This window comes from Parasphingomonas puruogangriensis, from assembly GCF_036663635.1.
GTDB lineage: Bacteria > Pseudomonadota > Alphaproteobacteria > Sphingomonadales > Sphingomonadaceae > Sphingomonas.
In genome coordinates, this window is sequence record NZ_JAXOJI010000014.1 from 13,391 (window position 1) to 33,915 (window position 20,525).

The window sequence follows — 20,525 nt, forward strand, 5'->3', positions numbered from 1 at the left end:
GCCTAGTCGAGCTATTCCCTCAGGATCGCCTGCATGTGCCGCGCGATTTGGCTTTCCTCATTGGAGCACAGCGTGATGGCGCTGCACGCCGAGGCCGGCGTCGCGGACTCCGGAGCGCCGGCGACCGTCAGCGTCACCCCTACCCACACCAAATCGTCGCAGATCCTGCGCCTGACAATCGCGTCATGCTCGCCAATACCCCCGGTGAAGACGATCATATCCGCGCCGCCCAGCGCGGTCATCATCGCTGCGATCTGCTTGGCGACCGAACGGCAGAACATCGCCACGGCCAGATCGGCATCGGCATTTGGCGACGCCTCGTGCAACACGCGCATGTCCCCGGACAGGCCGGATATCCCGAGCATGCCGGCCTCCTTATCGACCAGTCGCTCGAGTTCGGCCGGGCCGCATCCCCGCGCGCGCATCAGGTGGATCAGCACGCCGGGGTCGATATCGCCGGTGCGGGTGCTCATGATCACGCCGCCCGTCGGCGTCAGCCCCATGCTGGTGTCGATCGAGCGACCGTCGCGCACCGCCGTCACGCTCGCCCCGTTGCCGAGATGCGCGATGACCAGCCGCGCGGGCAAATCGCGACCGAGTTGATGGACGATCGACTCGCACGACAGCCCGTGAAAGCCGTAGCGATGAATGCCCTGTGTGCGGAGCGACCTCGGGATCGGCAGCGTCCGCGCGATGTCCGGCATCGCGACATGGAAGGTGGTATCGAAACAGGCAATCTGCGCCCGCCCCGCATACCGCCCCCTGGCCTTGTCGAGCAGCGCGAGCGCCGCCGGCACGTGCAGCGGTGCAAACGGCTCCGCCCGTTCGAGCTCGCGGATCACCGCGTCATCGACCCGGCAATGCTGCCCCAGCCGCGGACCGCCATGGACGATGCGGTGCCCAACCGCGATCGGCGCTGCCGCGCCAGCCGCCGCCAACGCCGCATCGATCGCCGCAAATGCCCCGTCACCGTCCGCCGGATCGACCTGCCCCGCCACGATGTCGCGCACGGCCGATCCGGCAATGTCGAACGCGGCGAATTTCAGCGACGACGAGCCGCTGTTCAGGACCAGTGCGATCTCGGGCCCGGTCAAACCGGCCAGCGCCACTCGAGTATTTCGGGCATGTCGTCGCCATGCTCGGCGATATAGAGTTTGTGCCGCTCCATCGTCGCCCAATAGCGTGCCGTCTCCGCCGGCACGCGACCCGCCAGCCGCGGGATACGCTCGATCGCGTCGAGCGCGAGGCGATAGCGATCGAGGTCGTTGAGCACGACCATGTCGAACGGCGTCGTCGTCGTGCCTTCTTCCTTATAGCCGCGCACATGAATGTTGGCATGGTTGGTGCGCGCATAGGTCAGCTTGTGGATCAGCGCGGGATAGCCGTGATAGGCGAAGATCACCGGCTTATCGGCCGTGAACATCGCGTCGAACGCGCGATCGTCGAGGCCGTGGGGATGCTCGGACTGCGGCTGCAACACCATCAGGTCGACGACGTTGACCACCCGGATGCGGATGTCCGGCACATAGTTGCGCAGCATCGTCACCGCCGCCAGCACTTCCAGCGTCGGGACATCGCCGGCGCAGGCCATCACCACGTCGGGATCCGCGTCGTCGCCGGCCCAGGCCCACACGCCCGCCCCGACCGTGCAATGCCGCACCGCGGCGTCCATGCCGAGCCATTGCCAGTCGGCCTGCTTGCCGGCGACGATCACGTTCACATAGCCGCGGCTGCGCAGGCAGTGATCGGCGACGGACAACAGGCAATTGGCATCGGGCGGCAGATAGATCCGCGCCACGTCGGCAGTCTTGTTGGTGATATGGTCGATAAACCCCGGATCCTGGTGCGACAGGCCATTATGATCCTGCCGCCAGACGTGCGAGGTCAGCAGATAGTTGAGTGATGCGATCGGCCGCCGCCACGGGATCGACTTGGTCACCTTCAGCCATTTGGCATGCTGGTTGACCATCGAATCGACGATGTGGACGAACGCCTCGTAGCACGAGAACAGGCCGTGGCGGCCGGTCAGCAGATAGCCCTCGAGCCAGCCCTGGCAGAGATGTTCGCTGAGCACCTCCATTACCCGGCCATCGGTGCTGAGATCGGTATCGTCGGGCAGGGTTTCGGCCATCCACACCTTGTCCGAAACATCGTAGACGTCAGCGAGCCGGTTCGACGCGGTCTCGTCCGGTCCGAACAGACGGAAATTCACGCTGCCCATGTTGAGCTTCATCACATCGCGCAGATAATGGCCGAGGACCCGCGTCGCCTCTGCCTTGACCTGCCCGGGCACCGGCACCGACACCGCGAAATCGTGGAAGTCCGGCAACGATAGCGGCTTCAACAGCTCGCCGCCGTTGGCATGCGGGTTGGCCCCCATGCGCCGGTGGCCGGTCGGCGCCAGCGAGGCATATTCCTCACGGAACTTGCCACGCTCGTCGAACAGCTCCTCGGCACGATAGCTGCGCATCCAATCCTCGAGCTGGCTCAGATGCTCGGGATCCTTGAAGTCCGCGATCGGCACCTGATGCGAACGCCATGTACCCTCGACCGGCTTGCCGTCGACGAACTTCGGCCCGGTCCACCCCTTGGGCGTGCGAAACACGATCATCGGCCAGCGTGGCCGTTCTGGCGTTGCGCCCACGACCCGCGCGGCCGCCTGGATCGCCCTGATCCGCGCCAACACGGTGTCCATCACCGCCGCGAGCTGCTGATGAACGTCGTCCGGGTCGCTCCCCTCGACGAAATACGGCTCGTGGCCATAACCGCGCAACAACGCGTCGAGCTCGTCACGGTCGATGCGCGCCAGGATGGTCGGGTTGGCAATCTTGAAGCCGTTCAAGTGCAGGATCGGCAGCACCGCGCCATCGCGCGCGGGGTTGAGGAACTTGTTCGAGTGCCAGCTTGCCGCCAACGCGCCCGTTTCTGCCTCGCCGTCACCGATGATGCAGGCGACGAGCAGATCGGGATTGTCGAACGCCGCACCGTAAGCATGGGCCAGCGAGTAGCCCAGCTCGCCGCCTTCATGGATCGAGCCGGGCGTTTCGGGCGCCACATGGCTCGGGATGCCGCCGGGCCAGGAGAATTGCCGAAACAGCCGGTGCATGCCCGACCGGCTACGCTCGATCGCGGGATAGCGTTCGGTATACGAGCCTTCGAGATAGGTATTCGCGACCAACCCCGGCCCGCCATGCCCGGGGCCGATAATATTGATCATGTCGAGATCATGCGCGACGATCAGCCGGTTGAGATGGACGTAGAGAAAGTTCAGACCCGGCGTCGTGCCCCAATGGCCGAGCAGCCGCGGCTTGACGTCGGCAATCGTCAGCGGCCGATCGAGCAGCGCATTGTCGCGCAGGTAAATCTGCCCGACGGACAGATAGTTGGCGGCGCGCCAATAGGCGTTCATGCGGTGCAGCATGTCCGGCGCCAGCACAGGGCGCGCATCGCCAGCCTCGGACTGCGGCTGCGTATCGATCGCGTTCATGGCTGGCTTCCGAAATCGAGGACGTCGTGTGAGCGCCCTTACCACGTTCGCCACAATCAAACACGTTACTGTTGGCGCTAACCGACCGTGCCGCACTTGGCGTCGCGGCCGGCCCTAGCTCACCATAAGCTCCGCCGCAGTCATCGTTCCGACCGCAACCGGTCACGAAACTGTATCGCCACGCGCATAACGACGCGGGCATGGATGGTGCGATTCCGGACCAAGTGCAGCGTGGGATGGAGCCGCAGCTTCGGGCCGGTTGGTCGCGGCTGCGTGCCCAGATCGAACGGCTGACGCGGCGCGGGGATGGCGAGGATCTGTTGCATGATGCCTATGTGCGCCTGGCCGAACTCCCTACCCCGCCGCGCAACGACCGGGCATTTCTCATCAGTGCGGCGGTCAATCGGGGTCGCGACGCCTATCGCCGTGAGGCGGTGCGCGGCGAGCGCGACGAGGGCAGCGCGATCGATGCGCTCTACGATCTGTCCCCGATCCAGGACGAAGCCATGATCGCGCGCGCGCGCCTGGGGCGGGTGCGCGAGGGGATCGAACGGCTCAGCCCGCGCACCCGCGAGATTTTCCTGATGCAGCGGCTCGACGGCTGTAAGTATCGCGAGATTGCAGATCGGCTCGGGATCAGCCAGAGCGCGGTCGAGAAACATATGGCGAAGGCGATCGCCTTCCTGGCGGATTGGACGGAAGATTGGTGAGCCAACAGCGCGGCGATCACTCCCGGCATCGGACCGCCGCCGAGTGGATTGCCCGGCTCAATGCCGACGACCGGACGTCGGCGGACGAAGCAGCGTTTCGACAATGGTCCAGCCATCCCGATCATGCCGCGCAATTCGAGCGCGCCACCGCCTTGTGGGATATGGTGCCCGGCGCCGCGCCGCTCGAGGCGCATACGCCGGTCGTGTCGCGGCGGCGCCTATTTTCGGGCGCGGCGGCGCTGGCCACGATCGGCGTCGGCGGCGGCTTTGCCTTCCAGGCCGCTTATGCCGGCACGCGCTATGCAACCGGCATCGGCCAGCTGCAGCATGTCGCGCTCGACGAGGGATCAACGATGTTGCTCGATGCCGACACGCAGGTTCGCGTCGTTGCCACGGCGCAGCGCCGCCGCTTGTGGCTGACGCGCGGGCGCATCGCGCTCTCTGTCGCCGCGACGCCGATCGACTTCGCGATCGACGCTGGCCGCGGCACGATGCACGCGCATGCCGGCAGGTTCGATCTGCGCCGCGATAGCGATGACGCGGTGTCGTTCACGGCGATCGATGGCATGGCCCAGGTGGCGGCGCCGGGTCTGGCCCGCGCGCTGGCTAGCGGCGAACGATTGCGCGCGGGCGCCGCGGCGCCGGCAATCGACCGGCCCGATCTCGCCGCGACCGAAGCCTGGCGCAGCGGCCGCGCGGCGTTTCATGACGATACGCTGGCCGCGGTTGCAGCCGAGGCGAACCGCTACAGCGCCACGCGCTTGCTGATCGCCGACCGGGCAACGGCCGAGCTGCGCGTCAGCGGCATGTACCGCGTCGGCGACAATGTTGCGCTCGGGCGATCGCTCGCCACGTTGCTGTCGCTGCGGCTGCGCACCGTCGATGGCGCGGTGCTGCTGGACGGGGCAACGATCGACGACGCAAAAAAAATCTCGCCGTCGAAGGTGGGGTAGATCGCCGCTCGCCCGTCATGGAGGCGCGGCACTGACGCCAGCTTCCTTGGGGGGAATATTCCGTGACCATCTCAACCCGGTGCCCCGCGCGCCGATCGTTCGTGCGCCGCTCGCTTGTGCTGAGCGCCGCGATCACCGCTTTGTGCGCCGCGCCGCTCGCCGCGCAAACCCGCACCCTGACGATCCATCTCGCCGTGCAGCCGCTTGGCCAGGCGCTCGAAGCGCTGGCCCGGCAGACCGGCACGGACATCCTGTTCACCCCGGCGGCAGTCGCGGGCATGACCGCGCCGTCCCTCGACGGCACGATGGATGCCTATGCCGCGGTCGAGCGGGTGATCGCCGGCAAAGGGCTGGCGGTGCGTCGCGAGGCGAATGGCGCGCTGCTCGTCACGCAATCGGCCGCACCGCGCGGCGACACGGTCGATACGGCCGAGGTCGGCCCCGACATCGTCGTCACCGGCTATGCCGGCAGCCTCGCCGGCGCGCTGGCGCAGAAGCGCGCGGCGACCAACGTGATCGACGTCGTCCGCGCCGAGGATATCGGCAAATTCCCGGCGCAGAACATCGCCGAGGCGCTGCAGCGCGTGCCCGGCGTATCGATCGTGCGCGATCGCGGCGAGGGCGTGTTCGTCCGCGTCCGCGGCCTGGGCGCCAATTTCCAGGTCGTCACGCTCAACGATCGTTCGGTAGCGGTGAACGAAAATGTCCGCGACAGCGGGCAGAGCGGGCGCCAGTTCCGCTTCGACACCCTCCCCTCCGAACTGATGTCGTCGGTCGAAGTGATCAAGAGCCCACGCGCGAGCCTCGACGAAGGCGGCATCGGCGGCATCGTCAACCTGCGCACGCTGCGCCCGCTCGAGCTCAAGGAACCGGTGTTGGCGCTGTCCGCCACCGCCAGCGCGCCGCGGCTTGCCGACGCGATCGACCCCCGGCTCTCGGCCATGGCCAGCTGGGCCAGCCCCGACGGCACGTTCGGCGCGCTGATCGCCGGCGTCTATGACGAGCGTACCACCCGGCAGGACCGCGTCACCGGCGTCGCCTGGGCCGAGGGCAAGATCGACACCGACGGCAATGGAACGCTCGACAGCGACACGATCTTGGTGCCGACCGCCACGCGCCCGACGCTGGAGCGCGAGAATCGCGACCGCATCGGTCTCAACGGCGCGCTGCAATGGCGCCCCGACGATCGGCTGGAGATCAATATCGATGCGCTGTGGAGCCGCCTCAACGTCGATTATGACGAGCTGACCTATTCGACCGATTTTTCCGCCACGACGGCCAAAGCGATCGTCCCCGGCAGCGCCGTGATCGAGAATGGCGTGTTGACCAAGGCGACCGTCACCACCTCGACGCAGATCGGCCGCGAAACCTCGACGCTGGAATATTCCAACTGGCTGATCGGCGCGAACGCCAAATGGCATGCCGGCGGCTGGACCATCGCCGCCGATGGCAGCATCGGCCAGGCCTATTCCAACACGCCGACCCCGATCTACCGCACGCGCCTGCTCGGCACGGTCGGCCAAGTCACGTTCGATTACGGCAAGGCCGGCGATCGCCTGCCCAACATCAGCTTCGCCACGGCGGACCTTTCCGCGCCGAACACGCTGCCCGGCCGTCGCATCGAATATCGCGTCAACGATTCGCGCGACCGCGAACGGGCCGCCAAGCTCGACATCACGCGCGATCTGAGCGGCCTGTTCAGCACGCTGCGCGCCGGCGCCAAATATCAGAAGCGCGACCGCGTCTATAATCGCCGCGATATCAACTTCACGGCAGGCATCGCCAACCAGCGCTTCGATGCCAGCTATTTCGATGCCTTCCCGGTCGACGACTTTCTGGGCGGCGTCGATGGGACGTTGCCGCGCAGCTGGGTGATGCCCGATCCGGCGGCCTTCTACGCCGCCGCCACCGGCACCCAAGCGTTGCTCGCCGCACCGCTGGCGCGCGGCGATCTGCGCAACAGCTATGCGATCGACGAGGAGATCCTGGCCGGCTACGGCATGGCCGAGTTCGGCTTTCCCGTCGGCGGCGTGAGCGTGCGCGGCGATATCGGCGTGCGCTACGCCCATACCAAGCAGACCTCCTCGGGCTATGCCGATAACGGCACCGTGGCGGTGCCCGTGCGCTACGAGCGCAGCTACGACAACGCCCTGCCCTCGCTCAATCTCGTCGCCGAGTTCACCTCCAAGCTGCAGATGCACGTCGCCGCCTCCAAGGTCATTACCCGGCCGTCGCTGGCCGATCTCGCGCCACGCCTGACGATCAATTCGAACCCGACTATCCTCACGGCGGTGGGCGGCAATCCCGAACTGAAACCGTTCCAGGCCTGGCAATATGACGGTTCGCTCGAATGGTATTTCGCGCCGGGCAGCGCGCTGATCGCGGCCGCCTTCTACAAGGACATCACCACCTTCGTGTTCCAGCAGACCGGCAATTTCGTGCTCGACGGGCAGACCTATCGCCTGACCGCGCCGCAAAATGGCGGCAACGCCTATGTCGCCGGGTTCGAACTCGCCTATCAGCAGCTGTTCAAGATGCTGCCCGCGCCGTTCGACGGGCTCGGCGCGCAGATCAACTACACCCATACCGCCAGCGCCGGCACCTATGCCCAGGCCGGCGGCGGCACGTTCCGCGACGCGCTGGTCGATGTCGCGCGCGATAGCGTCAATCTCAGCGCCTTCTACGAAAAGGGCCCGATCGGCGCGCGCGCGAGCTATAGCTGGCGCGGCAAGGTGTTGCGCGATGTCGGCGGCGCTGGTCTGGCGGCCAACAACGACAGTCCGTTCGGCAGCCTCGACGCGGATATCTCCTACAAGGTGACGCCAAACGTGACCTTCGTCGTGCAGGGCATGAACCTGGCCGGCGGCGTGCAGTGGCAATATGTCCGCGACAATCGCTTCGCCGGCTACACCGATTATGGCACAACGTTGACGGCAGGCGTCCGCGCCCGCTTCTGAACCGATCGGCTGCGCGGCCGGCGGGAGTACCGCCCGCCGGCCGCGCGTCAGTTCTTCAACCTGTAGCTGACCTCGTCCCAATGCCGCGGGCCGACGCGGATGCTGGCGCCCGAGCGGGTCACCAGCACCATATGCCGGCCGACCGCATTGATATGCAGCACGGCGCTTGGCCGCACGAAGGCCGAACGGTGGACCCGCATCATCTGGGCGGGATCAAGCCCCTCCTCCAGCGCGGCCATCGTCACCCGGATCATGTGACTGCGATCGGCGGTGTGCAGCAGCGCATAATCCTTGGCCGCCTCGATCCATTCGATGCTGTCCACCGGGATGCGGATTTCGCCGCGCGCGGTCGGGATCCAGAATTCGCGCTGGTATCCATTGCTGGGCGGCGCCAGCGTGCGCTGGTCGCCGCCCTCCTCATCGCTCTCTGCGCCGGGCGCGATCACCGGCGGCGGCGCCGGCGCCTCGGCGCTTAACCGGCGCAGCACCGAGCGGATCCGCGCCAGCAGTTCGCGTGGCTCGAACGGCTTCATGACATAATCGTCCGCGCCCAGTTCCAGGCCGACGACGCGATCGATCACATCGCGTCGCGCGGTGAGCATGACGATGCCGATCGCGCCATAGCTGCCGCGCAAGCGCCGCGCGATACTGAACCCGTCCTCGACCGGCATGGTCACGTCGAGCACGACCAAGGCGGGCTTGCGCCGGGCGAGCAGCGCATCGAGCGCCGCGCCGCTACCCGCCTCGTCGACCACCAGCCCTTGTTCGCTGAGATAGGCGGCGACCGGCTCGCGCAGATCTTCCTCGTCGTCGACGACGATCACGTACGGGCCGTTCATGCCAGATCCATTCGTTCGAGCAGGCGGCGGACCGCCTCGGGCGTGAACGGCTTTTCCAGCACCGGGCGCTGGGCTTCACTGACGAAGCGCCCCGCCGATACGCCCAGCGTATCGCCGGTGGCAAAGGCGACGGTATCGATCAGGTCCGGTCGCGCATCCGCAATCCACGCAAACAGCGCCGGCCCGTCCAGCCCGGGCATGCGCAGATCGCTGATCACCAGATCATAACTATGCTGTTCGAGCAGCGCCCGGGCCGCCGCCCCACCTACGGCGACCACGCACTCGAACCCCTCGAACGACAGAAAGTCCGCCAGCGACTCGGCAATCTCCGCCTCATCGTCGATGACCAATGCATGGCGCCGTCGCGCGACGATGGCAGGTTGCAGCGCGGGCACCACATGCAGCGCGGCTTGCGCGTTGATGGGCAAGGTCAGGCGAAACCACGCGCCCCGTTCGGCGTGCATCACTTCCAGCCGCCCGCCATGCGCCTCGGCCAGGCCTTGCGAAAAGGACAGGCCGACCCCGGTGCCCTGGCCATGCGCCTTGGTGGTGAAGAATGGTTCGAAGATCCGCCGCCGGATGTGCGCCGGAATGCCCGGGCCGGTGTCGCGCACATCCAGCACGACCGTGCCCGGCTTGGGCCCCAGCGCGGTGGCCAAGGTCAGCGTGCAATCGGTCATATTGGCATCGGCCATGGCCTGCTGCGCATTGACGATCAGGTTGATGATGATTTGGTGCAGCTGATCGGCATCCGCCAGGATGGGGGGTAGCGACGTGGCGAAATCGCGCACCGTGACGATACCATCGGTGCGCAGGCCATAATCCGCCAGTTCGTGCGCCGCGCTGGTCACCGCATTAAGATCGATCGGCGCATGTTCTGGCCGCTTTTGGCGCGCCATGCCAAGGAACGTCTGGACGATCCGCGCGCAGCGATCGGCCGCCCGGCGGATCTTTTGCGCGCGCTCGGCCAGTGCGCCGCCCGCCGCTTGGCGCTCCATCATCACTGCCTGCGCCACGACGATCGACAGCGGATTGTTCAGCTCGTGGCTGACGCCGGCCAGCAGCGAGCCCAAGGCCGACAATTTCTCCGCCTGGTACAGCGCATCGCGCGACTGGGCGAGTTGCGCTTCGGCGCGCTTGCGTTCGGTCTGGTCGATGGTGAATCCTGCAGTCCGGGTAATACCCCCGTTACCGGGGATCAGGAACACGATCGACAGGATGGATCCGTAGCGCCGTTCGAACGAGGGATCGAGATCGGCCTCCACGCTGGCCACCTGCCCGGCCAGCGCGCGGCGCTCGAGATCGTTGACGATCTGCGCGATATCGGGCGGGAAAAGTTCATCGGGATGCTTGCCGACAAGCTGATCGAGCGGCCGCCCAATGGCCCGAGCGACCTCCGGATTGGCCCGAATATAGCGCCCCTCGGCGTCCTTGAGATGCATCGCCAAGGGGGCATTGGCCATGAATGCGGCAAGCTGCGCTTCATTCTCCGCCAGCCGTTCCTCGGACAGCGCACGCTCGAGCACCGCAAGCGTGCGGTCGGCGACCTCACGCACCAATTCCGCCTCGGCATCGGTCCAGACGCGTGGCAGTGCCTGTTGCAACGACAGCACGGCGACCAGCGCGCCGCCACGCAACATCGGCACGGTCAGCGCAGCCACCACCCCGACCGAGTCGTAAAGCGGCCGATTGCTCTCGTCGAAGCGATCGTCGGTAGCGACGTCGCTTACTTTGAAAGGATGGCCGATCAGGTGATCGGCGATCACGCGGTCGCCAAGTGCGGCCAGCGGAAAGGCCCGACCAATCACCCGCACCACTCCCTCGGTCCACTCCTGGAGCACGCACAGCGCCGTGCCGTCCGGCGTGACTTCGGCATAGTTGGCGCGCGACACGCCAAGATGCGCCCCGAGCTGCGCCAGCGTTTCGGACAGGATGGTACGAGCATCGGTTTCGCTGCGGATGCTGTCCGTCCACGCGATCAGAAAGGCCTGGTCGCGTTCGCGCACCTGCACTGCGGCCTGCGCACGGGCGCGCGCCAACGCGACCCAGGTCCGCTCCGCAACGTCGCGGATCACCTGGATCTCGCTGTCGCGCCAGCGGCGCGGGCGATCATGCTGCACCGACATGGCGGAGCGCACCATTCCGTTTTCGGTCAACGGCACGCTGACAAAGGCGAGGATTTCCGCGCTGCAATATCCGGGTAGTGCAGCGGGTTCGATCCGGGCGTCGCTGATAACATCGTCATAGCGCACGATTTCCCCGGCCACCCATTCCTGCTCGACCGTCGCCCCAATGTCGTCGAGCGAGAAAGCGGTGCCCGCGAGACTCACCACCCCGTTGCGCCATTCGCCCAGGACCGAAAAAAGTCGGCCGGAATCGTCGCTTTCCGAATAGGTCGCCCGCGCCACGCCAAGATGGCGGCCAAGCCGTTCCAGCGTGACGCTCATGATCGCATCGGGCGAGGCTTCGCCGCGCACCGCATCGCTCCACTCGATCAGAAAGGCTTGGTTGCGTTCGCGTTCCTGCAAGGCCGTTTCGGCCCGGGCGCGTGCCAGCGTGGCCCAGACGCGATCGGCCAGTTCTTCACACAATTCTATCTCGTTGCGCAGCCAGCGGCGTGACGTGTCGTTAAGCACGGACAATCCGCCGGCCAGCTTCCCGTTCTTGATGATCGGCACGCTGATCGCGGCCCGCACGCCGAGTTTTGCGGCCGACAGGCGTACCGGATCGTCCGCCGCGCGATCGAGCTTGCTATTGTCGTCGATCACCACCGTGCGATGGCGCTTGGCATTCGCCATATGCGCAAATGCCCGATCGAGCAGGGGATCGCGGGCCAGCTCGGACGCCTGGCCGCCCGCAGCATGAAACAAAGCGGGCCGACCACCCTCCCCGTCATCTGTCTCGCCGTAAAGGAGATGTGATATGCCGAGCTGATCTCTCAGGATTTGCGCAAGTTCGGTCAGGATCTGATGCGGATCGGTCAAGTCGCGCGTACGATCGTGAAACGCGCGCAGGATGGTGCTGCGCCGATCGTGCGACTCCGCCTCGCTGAGATCGAGCAGTGTGCCGCACCACCGCACCACGGCGCCGAGACTGTCGCGAACCGGCGAGATCTTGCCGAGAAACGGGCGATAGGCGCCGTCCATGCCACGCATGCGCAGCCGCAGTTCCGCCGTCTCGCCGCGCGCGCGCATCGCCGCCCATGTTTCCCGCACCAGGAATAGGTCGGCGGGATGGCACACCCCGGTCAGATCGCCACGCTCCGCACCGGTGCCGTCGAACATCGCATGCCAGCGCAGATTGGCCCATTGTGCCACGCCATCATGATCGCCGACCCAACACAGGCCCGGCATGTTTTCGGCAAGCGTTCGAAACTGTTCCTCGCTCTCGCGCAATCGCGCCGTCAGACGCAGATGACGCAGTGCGCTCCAGATCCGCGCGCCAGTCTGCGCGACCAGGGTGACCTCTTCGGCCGACCAGCGCCGGACCTTGTCGTCGCCGACCATCAACGAAGCGACGAGTTCGCCGTCATCGATCAGCGGCACGCCGATGAACGAGCGGAGGGGCGTTGCCGTAGAGAGCGCGGCGTCACGCTCGGTCGCCTGCTCGCACGCGTCGGACACCACCACGGTACGCCCGAGCCGATATTCCCGCGCCATGTGGGACTCGCTATCGAACGGATGCCTCCCGTCGAGGGACACCCCGTGGAGCCGTGTCCAGTCGAGCGCGGTTGAGACCGCGCCGGTGCCGGGCTCGATCTCACCATAGCTAACCCATGCTGCGCCAAGAAAGATTCCCAAGGCTTCCGCCGAAATTGACTGGATACGTAACGGATCGGCTTCGCGGGCAAAATGCTTTGATAACCATATTTTGGCTGCGTCAGCGGAGACGAACTTTGGGAAGACGATGTCATCTATACTTTCGGTCCGCGCCATACTTCACCTCCTGCACGCGGCTATAGTGTGCCGCGATTCGATCTTATTTACGAGAGGGCGCGATCCTTTCAGTCGGTCAGCATGTTACTTTCGTCGCAGCTTCGTCGCATTCGTCGCAAAGCGCCGGATACGACATGCACGGGGCGCAGCCTGGCGCGATGATCGCGGTGCCGGCTGACGCGGCGGGCTGCGACGATGCCGACTTGGTCGCAATCCCGGCGCTGCGGTCGCAGTCGTGATGACCGGCTTGCTCGAGGGTGCAAGAAACCAGGCACCGGGAGCCGACCGCTCTCGTCATTGTTCGAGAGAGAGATCATGACACGGAAAGATCGTTTTTATCATCTGATGCTGGTTGGCTTCATCGCCGGCGCCTGCATCATCGCGCCCCAAATCCGCGCCGCCGAACTACCCATGGAAGTAGGCGTCAGGTCCTCCGTATCGGTAGCGGCGACGTTGGTCGCAGTTTGATCCGGCCGACTGGGGCGCCCTCCACCTCAGACGGCGCGATGGGCCGTCCGACACCTCATCCACATACCCAACCACAAACTCATGGAACGGAATTTCGCTATGAAGCAGTTCGTTGCCCTCGTGATGGCATGCGTGCCGCTGTGCGTGATGGTCAGCGTGTATACCGTCTACACCTGAACGGCTGCGCCGACACGGCGAAACCGTTGGCAAAGGGCACCGGGCAATCGACCTTGGGTGATGATCACCAGCGGACGATTGCCCGGTGCGCCCGCAACCAAGCCGCACGGCCCCTCACTACATTGCCGTGTCGCGGGATCGATATTCGTCGTTGTCCCGCTGTCACGGCGCGACGTCTGCCGGCACAGCAAGATAGTTGAGCAACTGCCGCCCGGGCAGGAAGAAATATCCGCCCCCGCGCATCGTCACGAAGCGCGGCAGCGGATCGAGCGCCACAGGCCCCGTGCGCACCGGGATGGTGAAGGCGTTGCAGTCTGACTTACCGTTGCCCGCGATCACGTCGCTTTCGCGATCGAGGCCGTGGAACTTGGTGCTGCCCATCCAGGTCTGCTGGATGAATTCGAACTGCCGCTCGATATCGCCGTTGAGGCACATGAACATCAGGCCGGCGTTACGCCCGTCTTGGGCGGCGAAGCCACGGCCGATGCGCAGGGTGCGGTGACGATTGGTGATCTCGACCTGCTCCATCGACCCGGGGCTGAGACTGTCGCGCGGATTGGCGCGACGAACATGCGCACCGTAAGGACAGCGCAGCCCCTGCGGATCCTCCGTTCCGAACAGGAAGTCATTGTCCGGCGTGACCGGTGGCTTGGTGCCGCCGCCCGCTGAGGCAGGGCCGCCCGCGCGATCACCGCTGGCGATCGGGGTCGCGGCAGGATCGGCCGGCGCGGCCTGCTCCCGCATCGTCGCCACTGCCGCGTCGCCGCCATAGAGTTCGTGCAGCCGCGTGGCCGACATATAGGGATTGCGCGCGAGCGACGAACGATCGGGCCAGCGGCCAATAATCTTGGCGGCGATGAACTCGGCGTCGCAGATCGCCGGCGGGGGGAAGCGGTGGGCGAACTTCTGCGCCTGCGCCGCGCAATAGGCCCAAAATCCGTCATGATCCTGCTCGAGTTGGCGGATTACTAGATAACTGCCGTTGAAGCCGATCAGCCGGGGGTTGGACTTGATCGATTCGGTGAAGCCATGATCTTCGCCGGCGATCGGCAGCATCATCGTCGGATCGTCGCGCGCATCCAGCAACGGACCGGGCGGGACCGAGCCGCGATTGTCGGGATAGCCGAGAATGATCTCGCCCGGCTCGATCAGATGGATCGGATCGGCGTTGCGCAGGCCGCGATAGGTGCCGCGGATCGCCGGCTGGGACACGCCATCGACAAAGCCGAACGGCTCCTTGCGATCGGTGAGCTGTTTGCCCACCGGCGTCAGATCGATCTGATCGACGATCGCGCCGGCGCCCGCCAGCATCGTCTCCACCGTGCCGACCAATGCGGCGACCGCGGCGTCGGTGTCGCCATAGATGAGCAACGCCGCGGAGACCTCGCTTTGGTCCCACCACCAGTCCGCGCACCCCGGATCGTCGCCCAGAATGCGCGCCCGCCCCTCGCCCCGCATGCCGAGCAGAAACGCCGCCGGAAACGTCTCCAGCGCCGCCTCCGGCAACCCAAGCTCGCGCAGTCCCGTCGCCGCCAGTGCCAACGTAACGACGGCCTGCTCCTTTATGTAACGCCCATCATTGAAACTGAGCAACGGCATCAGCTCCCGCACCCACGTCCGGTTGCGCGCCATGTCCGTGCCGAGCCGCACTGTTACCAGCCGCCCGGCCGGCTTGAAGCCGAGACCGCCGAACATGATGCTCTGGATCTGCGTCGTGTCGAGCTTGGCCTTCGGGCGCGGCGCCGAGCCGAACAGCGTCAGCCAATGCCCCGCCTCACTCTCCGTGCGTGCGTGGAGGCCGCGGCGAACGAGCGTGTTGGTTCGGATATTTGCCGTTGTCAGGGTCGGATAGGCGCTGTACCAGAAAGGCGTGTAACGCATGCTTTGGCGCGCGAAACGCTTGAAGCGTTCGCCGTCAGTGGCGCCATCGAAGAACAGGTGGCGCGTGCGCGGAAAGCCGACCGTGTTCGACCACACTGCGGTCAGCCCTTCATGCGCGCGAGTGATGAAATCCTCGAGATAGCTTTCCCAGCTACCGCCATAATTGGAGAAGAACAGCACATCGCGCGTGCCTGGTATCGACACCCAGCGGGCGAAATGGATCGTCCCGATATCGCCGAGAAAACCCGGCCTTGGATTGAGCCCGGTCAGCGTGCCGATCGCGCAGAAAGCGATGCGAAGGGTGAAGAAGCGCAGGATCCCGGGCTTGCGCACGGTGTGCGACATCATGTGGTTGTGCGCGACGCCCGGCGCATTCTCGCGCGCGAACATTGCCGCTGCCTGATCGAGTGTCGGCGCGGCGTCCGACGTCCAGTCGGCCTCCTCGCCGCGCCGGAAGATGAGATAGAGCATGAGGAGGGCCGCAAACGCGAACACCAGGGTAAGCCCTGCGGCGAGCAGCAGAAACCGGATCGTCGGCGTGGGCAGCCAGGCCGTGGGCCAAGCGATCCAACAGGCCAGCGGGATCGCCACGATCAGGATCGGCCACAGAAAGGCCGTCGTCAGTACCGGTAGCAACGCCACGACCTTGGCGCCAAGGCTCGGATCCGTGGTCGGCCCAGGGGGTGGCGTGGGCCCCGGATCGCTTGCCCAGGCAAAGGCCGGATCCCCCGCGAGCGCGTGCTTCACCGCTTCCAGCCGCGCCAGCGACGAAGCGAATTCCCCCTGCTGCGACAGTAACAGCGCGACTCGCTCCGCGAGCGCGCGCTCCTGCTCGATCTGCTGCACCGATAGTCCCGGCACGCCCGAAAAAGCGAGCCCGGCCGGCTGGAACAGCTGATAACCGACTGTGATCCTGTGCCGCATGAGGAACTCGGCGAGGCGCGACGGCGCGAGGCCCAGCTCGGCGAACCGGAAGATCGGCGTCAAATAGTCGCCGGCGCGCCTAGCCAGTTCGCCAAGCACGGCATCGGGTGCGCCATCGGCGGAGAGTTCGAGCACGATATAGGCGCGCCCTGCGCGGTGCGAGCGGATCGCGTGCAGGCTGGCAAAATGCAGGAATTCGCCATCGCCCGACCCCGCCAGTGCCTTGGCGATCGAGCCCGCCGGATTGCCGAGCGCATCGATCAGCGCCAGCACCGTGTCGAGATCGCCCACCTCGATACGCGCGGCGACCGTCAGCATTGCCTGATTCATCTCCCCCCCCCCGTTCTCGCGTCTCAATCGAACTCCACAACAAGCGAACTCGCGAACGCGCCGTTCTTCTGGAGCCGCCCCGCACGCCCGGGTGCGCGACGCAACCGATCGCGCTTGAGCAGTGGCTTGAGCATCAGGTGCAGCGTCGCGCGGTTGATCTCGAGCCCGAAACACTGGTGAACGCCGTAGCCGAAATGAAGATATTGCTCGGCCGGCCGTGTCGCATCGAAGCGGCTGGGGTCCGGCACGCGGCGCTCGTCCCGCATGGCCGAGGCGATGCTGGCGAGCACGGTGGCCCCAGCCGGGATGATACGTCCAGATTTGCCCTCGCCAACCGAGCGGGCAGCGCGCGCAACGCGCGGCATCCACGGCGCCAGCGGATCGAAGCGCATGGCTTCCATGATATACGCTGACAGCAGGCGGTCATCATCGGCGCGCGCCGCCGCCTGCGCTGCCGCAAGCGCGTCCGGACGCCGCAACAGTTGCTCTAGCGCTTGGGGCAAGACCATGGGAGGTTGTGGCGGCCCGCCGACCAACAGGCCAACCACGTCGCTGCGGATCTGCGTATCGCTGAACCCTGGCTCGCCTGCAGCCTGCAACCTGAGCGCGCGGGCAATCACGTCATCTCCGCTACTTCCCCGCCGCGCCTCGATTTGCTGCTGGACGTGCGCGCGCATCAGCGGCGCAATCCGGTTTACCTCGGCCAGTAGCGGGGCATCGCTGGCGACGAACTGGAATTCGAACAATCGCGTCCCCCAAACGCGCAGCTCGCCATTGGCCGGCTCCGGTACGCCAAGATAGGTCGCCATGAAATCGAACGCGATCCGCCGCACCAGCGTATCGACGACATCGAGCCGCCCATCCGCTTCGGCGACGATCGCCTCGGCCTGCGCCGTCACGCGCGCGCCCAGCAGCGGCAGGTCATCGCGCCGCACCACCCGGCGCAAGGAGGCAAGACCGGCACGATACGGGTCGCCATCCGCCATGCCGAGGATGAACGGCGCGCCCCCCATGATGATGTCGAGCTTCGCCGCATAGGGCGCGCCGAACGCCTGATCGTTGGCGAACACGGTTCGCACATCGTCATGCCGAGTGATCAGGTAGGTCGAGCCCAAGCGCAGCACCGGGCGGACTTTACGCAGCCAGCCAAACAGCGTCGGCAGCATGGCCATGGCACGACCCATCAACCATTGGGTAAACGGGCCCTGGCGGCGGCGTAAAACGGCTTCGGTTACCATGAGCGGCTGCCCTACGATGTCGATATTGCGAAGTTATCGTGCGAACAAGATATGACCACAATATGTTACGTGTTGTCCAGTTACATAGGATAGCAACGTACAACCCTAGCTACTTATCGAATTTTGCAATCGTTGGATTGACCTTATGTCTTCCATTCTTCGCAAATATCCTACCTATCGCCATATCGCTTTAGTGGGCTATTGTAATAGTTTCCGTAAAAACCGTCCTATCGCAACCTAATAAGGCTCTAGAAATGTACGCTATCTATCTATTTTTACGCCCAAATTATTCTCTGCTGTAAACTATAGCGCATCCTTCCCGATATAGTCGCCGCAACTTGAGCAACGGAACAGTATGTGATAGTGAGCAGTAATTCTTGTCGACCCGATCCATCAAAGGACGGCGGAATGCGCAAGCTGCTGAAAAGCACCACGCTGGCCGCGGCGGCAGTCGCTCTAACCAGCTTTTCGCCGGGCGTTTCCTTCTCGCCTGACGCCCTAGCTGCGCTCGATCCGACACGCTTGGCTACCGCACTGTGCGGCGGCAGGGCCAGTGCCGCGACGCTGAAGCAGGAATTGATGCTTGCAGCGGCCGTGGCCGGGCCAATTGGGGCTGCATCCGATACGATGCCGCTCTATCCCGACCTGATCGCGCCCCGCCTGCCGATCATGACCGCCAATGCGCGCGCCCGGCGCTACTTCAATCAAGGTCTTGTCCTGACCTACGGGTTCAACCACGCCGGCGCGGTCCGCTCGTTCCGCGAGGCGCAGCGGCTCGATCCCTCATGCGCCTTGTGCTGGTGGGGAGAGGCGCTTGCGCTGGGGCCGAACATCAACGCACCGATGGACGATCGCGATCGCGGCACGGCCCTGGCGGCGATGGATCGCGCAGTAGCGCTCCGCGCGCACGCGCCGCCTATCGAACAGGCGCTGATCGACGCAATGTCGCGCCGTTATGCGCGGGATACCAAGGCCGATCGAGCGGCGCTCGACGGGGCCTATGCCGATGCCATGCTGGATGTCGCCCGCCGTTTCCCCAATGACGACGATATCGCCGTGCTCACCGCCGAAGCGGTGATGGATACGAGCCCATGGAACTATTGGGAGGCCGACAAACGGACCCCGGTGGGCCGCAGCGGCGAGGCAGTGCGCATTGTCGAGACGGTGCTCGCCCGCAGTCCCGCCAATCTCCAGGCAGCGCACCTGTACATTCACCTGATGGAGAATAGTGCCGATCCGCAGCGCGCAGAAGCTGCGGCCGATCGGCTCGCGCGGCCGCTTGCCCCAAGCGCTGGGCATCTGGTCCATATGCCGTCTCATATCTATCGGCGGACGGGGCGCTATGAAGAGTCGATCCGCGTCAACCTTGCCGCGGCGCGGGCCGACGAGGCTTTCATCCGCAGCACCGACGATCACAGCCTGCTGCGCTACGGCTATTATCCGCATAACATCCACTTCATCGTGACCTCAGCGCAGCTGTCCGGCGACATGCGTACCGCGATCGACGAAGCGCGACGGCTGCGCACGGTCCTCGACCCGCAAACCTCCGCTCGGATAGCGTGGATCCAAGTGATCGACGCCGCGCCTTATTTGGCCATGGCGCAGTTCGCACGGCCAGAGGCGATCCTTGCCATGCCGCCCGCCGATGCTCGCCTGCCCTATGCCGGCGCCATGCGCTTGTACGCACGCGCGGTGGCGCAGGCCCAGCGGCATGATCGTATCGCTTTCGAGCGCGAGATCGCTTCCCTCACGGCGCTTCGCGAGTCCAATGCCTTCGCGCCGATGATCGAACAGGGCATGCCCGCGCCCGTTCTACTGGCACTTGCCGAAGCGGTTGCACGCGGGCGCCTGGCGCAAGCGGAAGGCAATTGGGGCGAAGCGGCGCGGCATTACCGGCAAGCAATCGTGCTCGAGGGCAAGATGCCCTATCAGGAACCGGCCTATTGGTATTATCCGGTCAGCCAGTCGCTTGGGGCGGTACTGTTCCAAGCGGGCCGGTTCAGCGACGCCAGCCAGGCGTTCCGCGCCGCGCTTCTACAAGCACCCCGCAACGGTTGGGCGCTGTATGGGCTCTCGCGGAGCGAGGACGCGCAGGGCCATAAACTCGAAGCCGCCGCGGCCCTCCAGGCGTTCGAACGCAACTGGCGCGGCGATCAGAACTGGCTGCGGATGGAGCGGCTGTGAAGGCCGGTAGGGGCGACTGCGCAAGATCCGGGCTTCGGGGTTCTTCATCGCCCTAGACATCCCAACCGATGTCGGCGTGGAACGCTGTTTTCGGTGACCGACGTCGGACGGCGCAGTTTGCAGCCCCAGCGGCGCAGCAGGCGGTATCGACGTCGGCGATGGGCTGCACCCGGTTCTGTCGGCAACACCGGTCAAGGCGCACATGACCATTGTGCTGGCCTTAACAATTTTGCGCGACCGTTGCTAAGCAATGCCGCTCTGGAGCTGCGCAAAAGGCACAAAAAAACCGCCGCAGGAGATCCTGAGACGGTTGTTGTATGTGTATCGATGGTTGCGGGGACAGGATTTGAACCTGTGACCTTCAGGTTATGAGCCTGACGAGCTACCGGGCTGCTCCACCCCGCGCCACGGTACGCCGCCTGCTGGGTAGCAGGGGGTATGA

At 65.6% G+C, this 20,525-nt stretch carries 11 protein-coding genes and 1 tRNA gene; 5 read left to right on the top strand and 7 right to left on the bottom strand.

Annotated features, from left to right (window positions below):
- Nucleotides 1–11 precede the first annotated feature (11 nt).
- Nucleotides 12–1,109 (bottom strand): acetate/propionate family kinase, encoded by a 1,098-nt coding sequence (locus U1739_RS20745; RefSeq protein ID WP_332710521.1) that lies wholly within the window; start codon nucleotides 1,107–1,109, stop codon nucleotides 12–14.
- Entirely contained in the window at nucleotides 1,091–3,487 is a 2,397-nt protein-coding gene (locus U1739_RS20750) for a phosphoketolase family protein (protein ID WP_332710522.1), read from the bottom strand. Before U1739_RS20750 ends, U1739_RS20745 begins: the two co-directional genes overlap by 19 nt.
- Nucleotides 3,488–3,687: 200 nt before the next feature.
- Here U1739_RS20750 and U1739_RS20755 point away from each other — a divergent pair, with 200 nt between their 5' ends.
- From U1739_RS20755 to U1739_RS20765, 3 genes are all read left to right on the top strand, one after another.
- Nucleotides 3,688–4,197 (top strand): RNA polymerase sigma factor, encoded by a 510-nt coding sequence (locus tag U1739_RS20755; protein ID WP_332710523.1) that lies wholly within the window; start codon nucleotides 3,688–3,690, stop codon nucleotides 4,195–4,197.
- Nucleotides 4,194–5,150, top strand: coding sequence for a FecR family protein (locus tag U1739_RS20760; RefSeq protein WP_332710524.1), 957 nt, complete (start codon nucleotides 4,194–4,196; stop codon nucleotides 5,148–5,150). The genes U1739_RS20755 and U1739_RS20760 overlap by 4 nt, the downstream gene beginning before the upstream one ends.
- Before the next feature lie 62 nt (nucleotides 5,151–5,212).
- Complete coding sequence (locus tag U1739_RS20765; protein WP_332710525.1) at nucleotides 5,213–8,107, top strand: TonB-dependent receptor; 2,895 nt, start codon at nucleotides 5,213–5,215, stop codon at nucleotides 8,105–8,107.
- Nucleotides 8,108–8,154: 47 nt separating this feature from the next.
- On the opposite strand, the gene U1739_RS20770 is transcribed toward U1739_RS20765, so the two are convergent.
- Together U1739_RS20770 and U1739_RS20775 are read right to left on the bottom strand one after the other, a co-directional pair.
- Nucleotides 8,155–8,946 carry a LytR/AlgR family response regulator transcription factor gene (locus U1739_RS20770; RefSeq protein WP_332710526.1) on the bottom strand — a complete coding sequence of 264 codons (792 nt, stop codon included), beginning with the start codon at nucleotides 8,944–8,946 and terminating at the stop codon, nucleotides 8,155–8,157.
- Complete coding sequence (locus tag U1739_RS20775; protein ID WP_332710527.1) at nucleotides 8,943–12,881, bottom strand: GAF domain-containing protein; 3,939 nt, start codon at nucleotides 12,879–12,881, stop codon at nucleotides 8,943–8,945. Before U1739_RS20775 ends, U1739_RS20770 begins: the two co-directional genes overlap by 4 nt.
- Before the next feature lie 315 nt (nucleotides 12,882–13,196).
- Between U1739_RS20775 and U1739_RS20780 the strand changes: the two genes are divergently transcribed.
- The gene (locus U1739_RS20780; RefSeq protein ID WP_332710528.1) at nucleotides 13,197–13,349 is read left to right on the top strand and encodes a hypothetical protein; all 153 of its coding nucleotides are present in this window, start codon (nucleotides 13,197–13,199) and stop codon (nucleotides 13,347–13,349) included.
- Nucleotides 13,350–13,688: 339 nt separating this feature from the next.
- Here U1739_RS20780 and U1739_RS20785 read toward each other — a convergent pair whose 3' ends face one another.
- A complete protein-coding gene (locus U1739_RS20785; RefSeq protein ID WP_332710529.1) occupies nucleotides 13,689–16,661 on the bottom strand; it encodes a Dyp-type peroxidase in 2,973 nt (990 codons plus the stop codon).
- A gap of 23 nt (nucleotides 16,662–16,684) precedes the next feature.
- Nucleotides 16,685–17,833, bottom strand: coding sequence for a cytochrome P450 (locus U1739_RS20790; protein WP_332710530.1), 1,149 nt, complete (start codon nucleotides 17,831–17,833; stop codon nucleotides 16,685–16,687).
- Nucleotides 17,834–18,307: 474 nt separating this feature from the next.
- Here U1739_RS20790 and U1739_RS20795 point away from each other — a divergent pair, with 474 nt between their 5' ends.
- Nucleotides 18,308–20,083: a tetratricopeptide repeat protein gene (locus tag U1739_RS20795; RefSeq protein WP_332710531.1), complete on the top strand. Its 1,776-nt coding sequence runs from the start codon at nucleotides 18,308–18,310 to the stop codon at nucleotides 20,081–20,083.
- A gap of 328 nt (nucleotides 20,084–20,411) precedes the next feature.
- Here U1739_RS20795 and U1739_RS20800 read toward each other — a convergent pair.
- Nucleotides 20,412–20,488: transfer RNA gene (locus U1739_RS20800), tRNA-Met, on the bottom strand.
- Nucleotides 20,489–20,525: the final 37 nt, after the last annotated feature.

Bases quoted from the DNA above. Each gene is read 5' to 3' on its own strand.
- U1739_RS20785 (WP_332710529.1), bottom strand. From the start codon at position 16,661: ATGAATCAGGCAATGCTGACGGTCGCCGCGCGTATCGAGGTGGGCGAT.
- U1739_RS20780 (WP_332710528.1), top strand. From the start codon at position 13,197: ATGACACGGAAAGATCGTTTTTATCATCTGATGCTGGTTGGCTTCATC.
- U1739_RS20750 (WP_332710522.1), bottom strand. From the start codon at position 3,487: ATGAACGCGATCGATACGCAGCCGCAGTCCGAGGCTGGCGATGCGCGC.
- U1739_RS20790 (WP_332710530.1), bottom strand. From the start codon at position 17,833: ATGGCCATGCTGCCGACGCTGTTTGGCTGGCTGCGTAAAGTCCGCCCG.
- U1739_RS20795 (WP_332710531.1), top strand. From the start codon at position 18,308: ATGCGCAAGCTGCTGAAAAGCACCACGCTGGCCGCGGCGGCAGTCGCT.
- U1739_RS20775 (WP_332710527.1), bottom strand. From the start codon at position 12,881: ATGGCGCGGACCGAAAGTATAGATGACATCGTCTTCCCAAAGTTCGTC.
- U1739_RS20770 (WP_332710526.1), bottom strand. From the start codon at position 8,946: ATGAACGGCCCGTACGTGATCGTCGTCGACGACGAGGAAGATCTGCGC.
- U1739_RS20755 (WP_332710523.1), top strand. From the start codon at position 3,688: ATGGATGGTGCGATTCCGGACCAAGTGCAGCGTGGGATGGAGCCGCAG.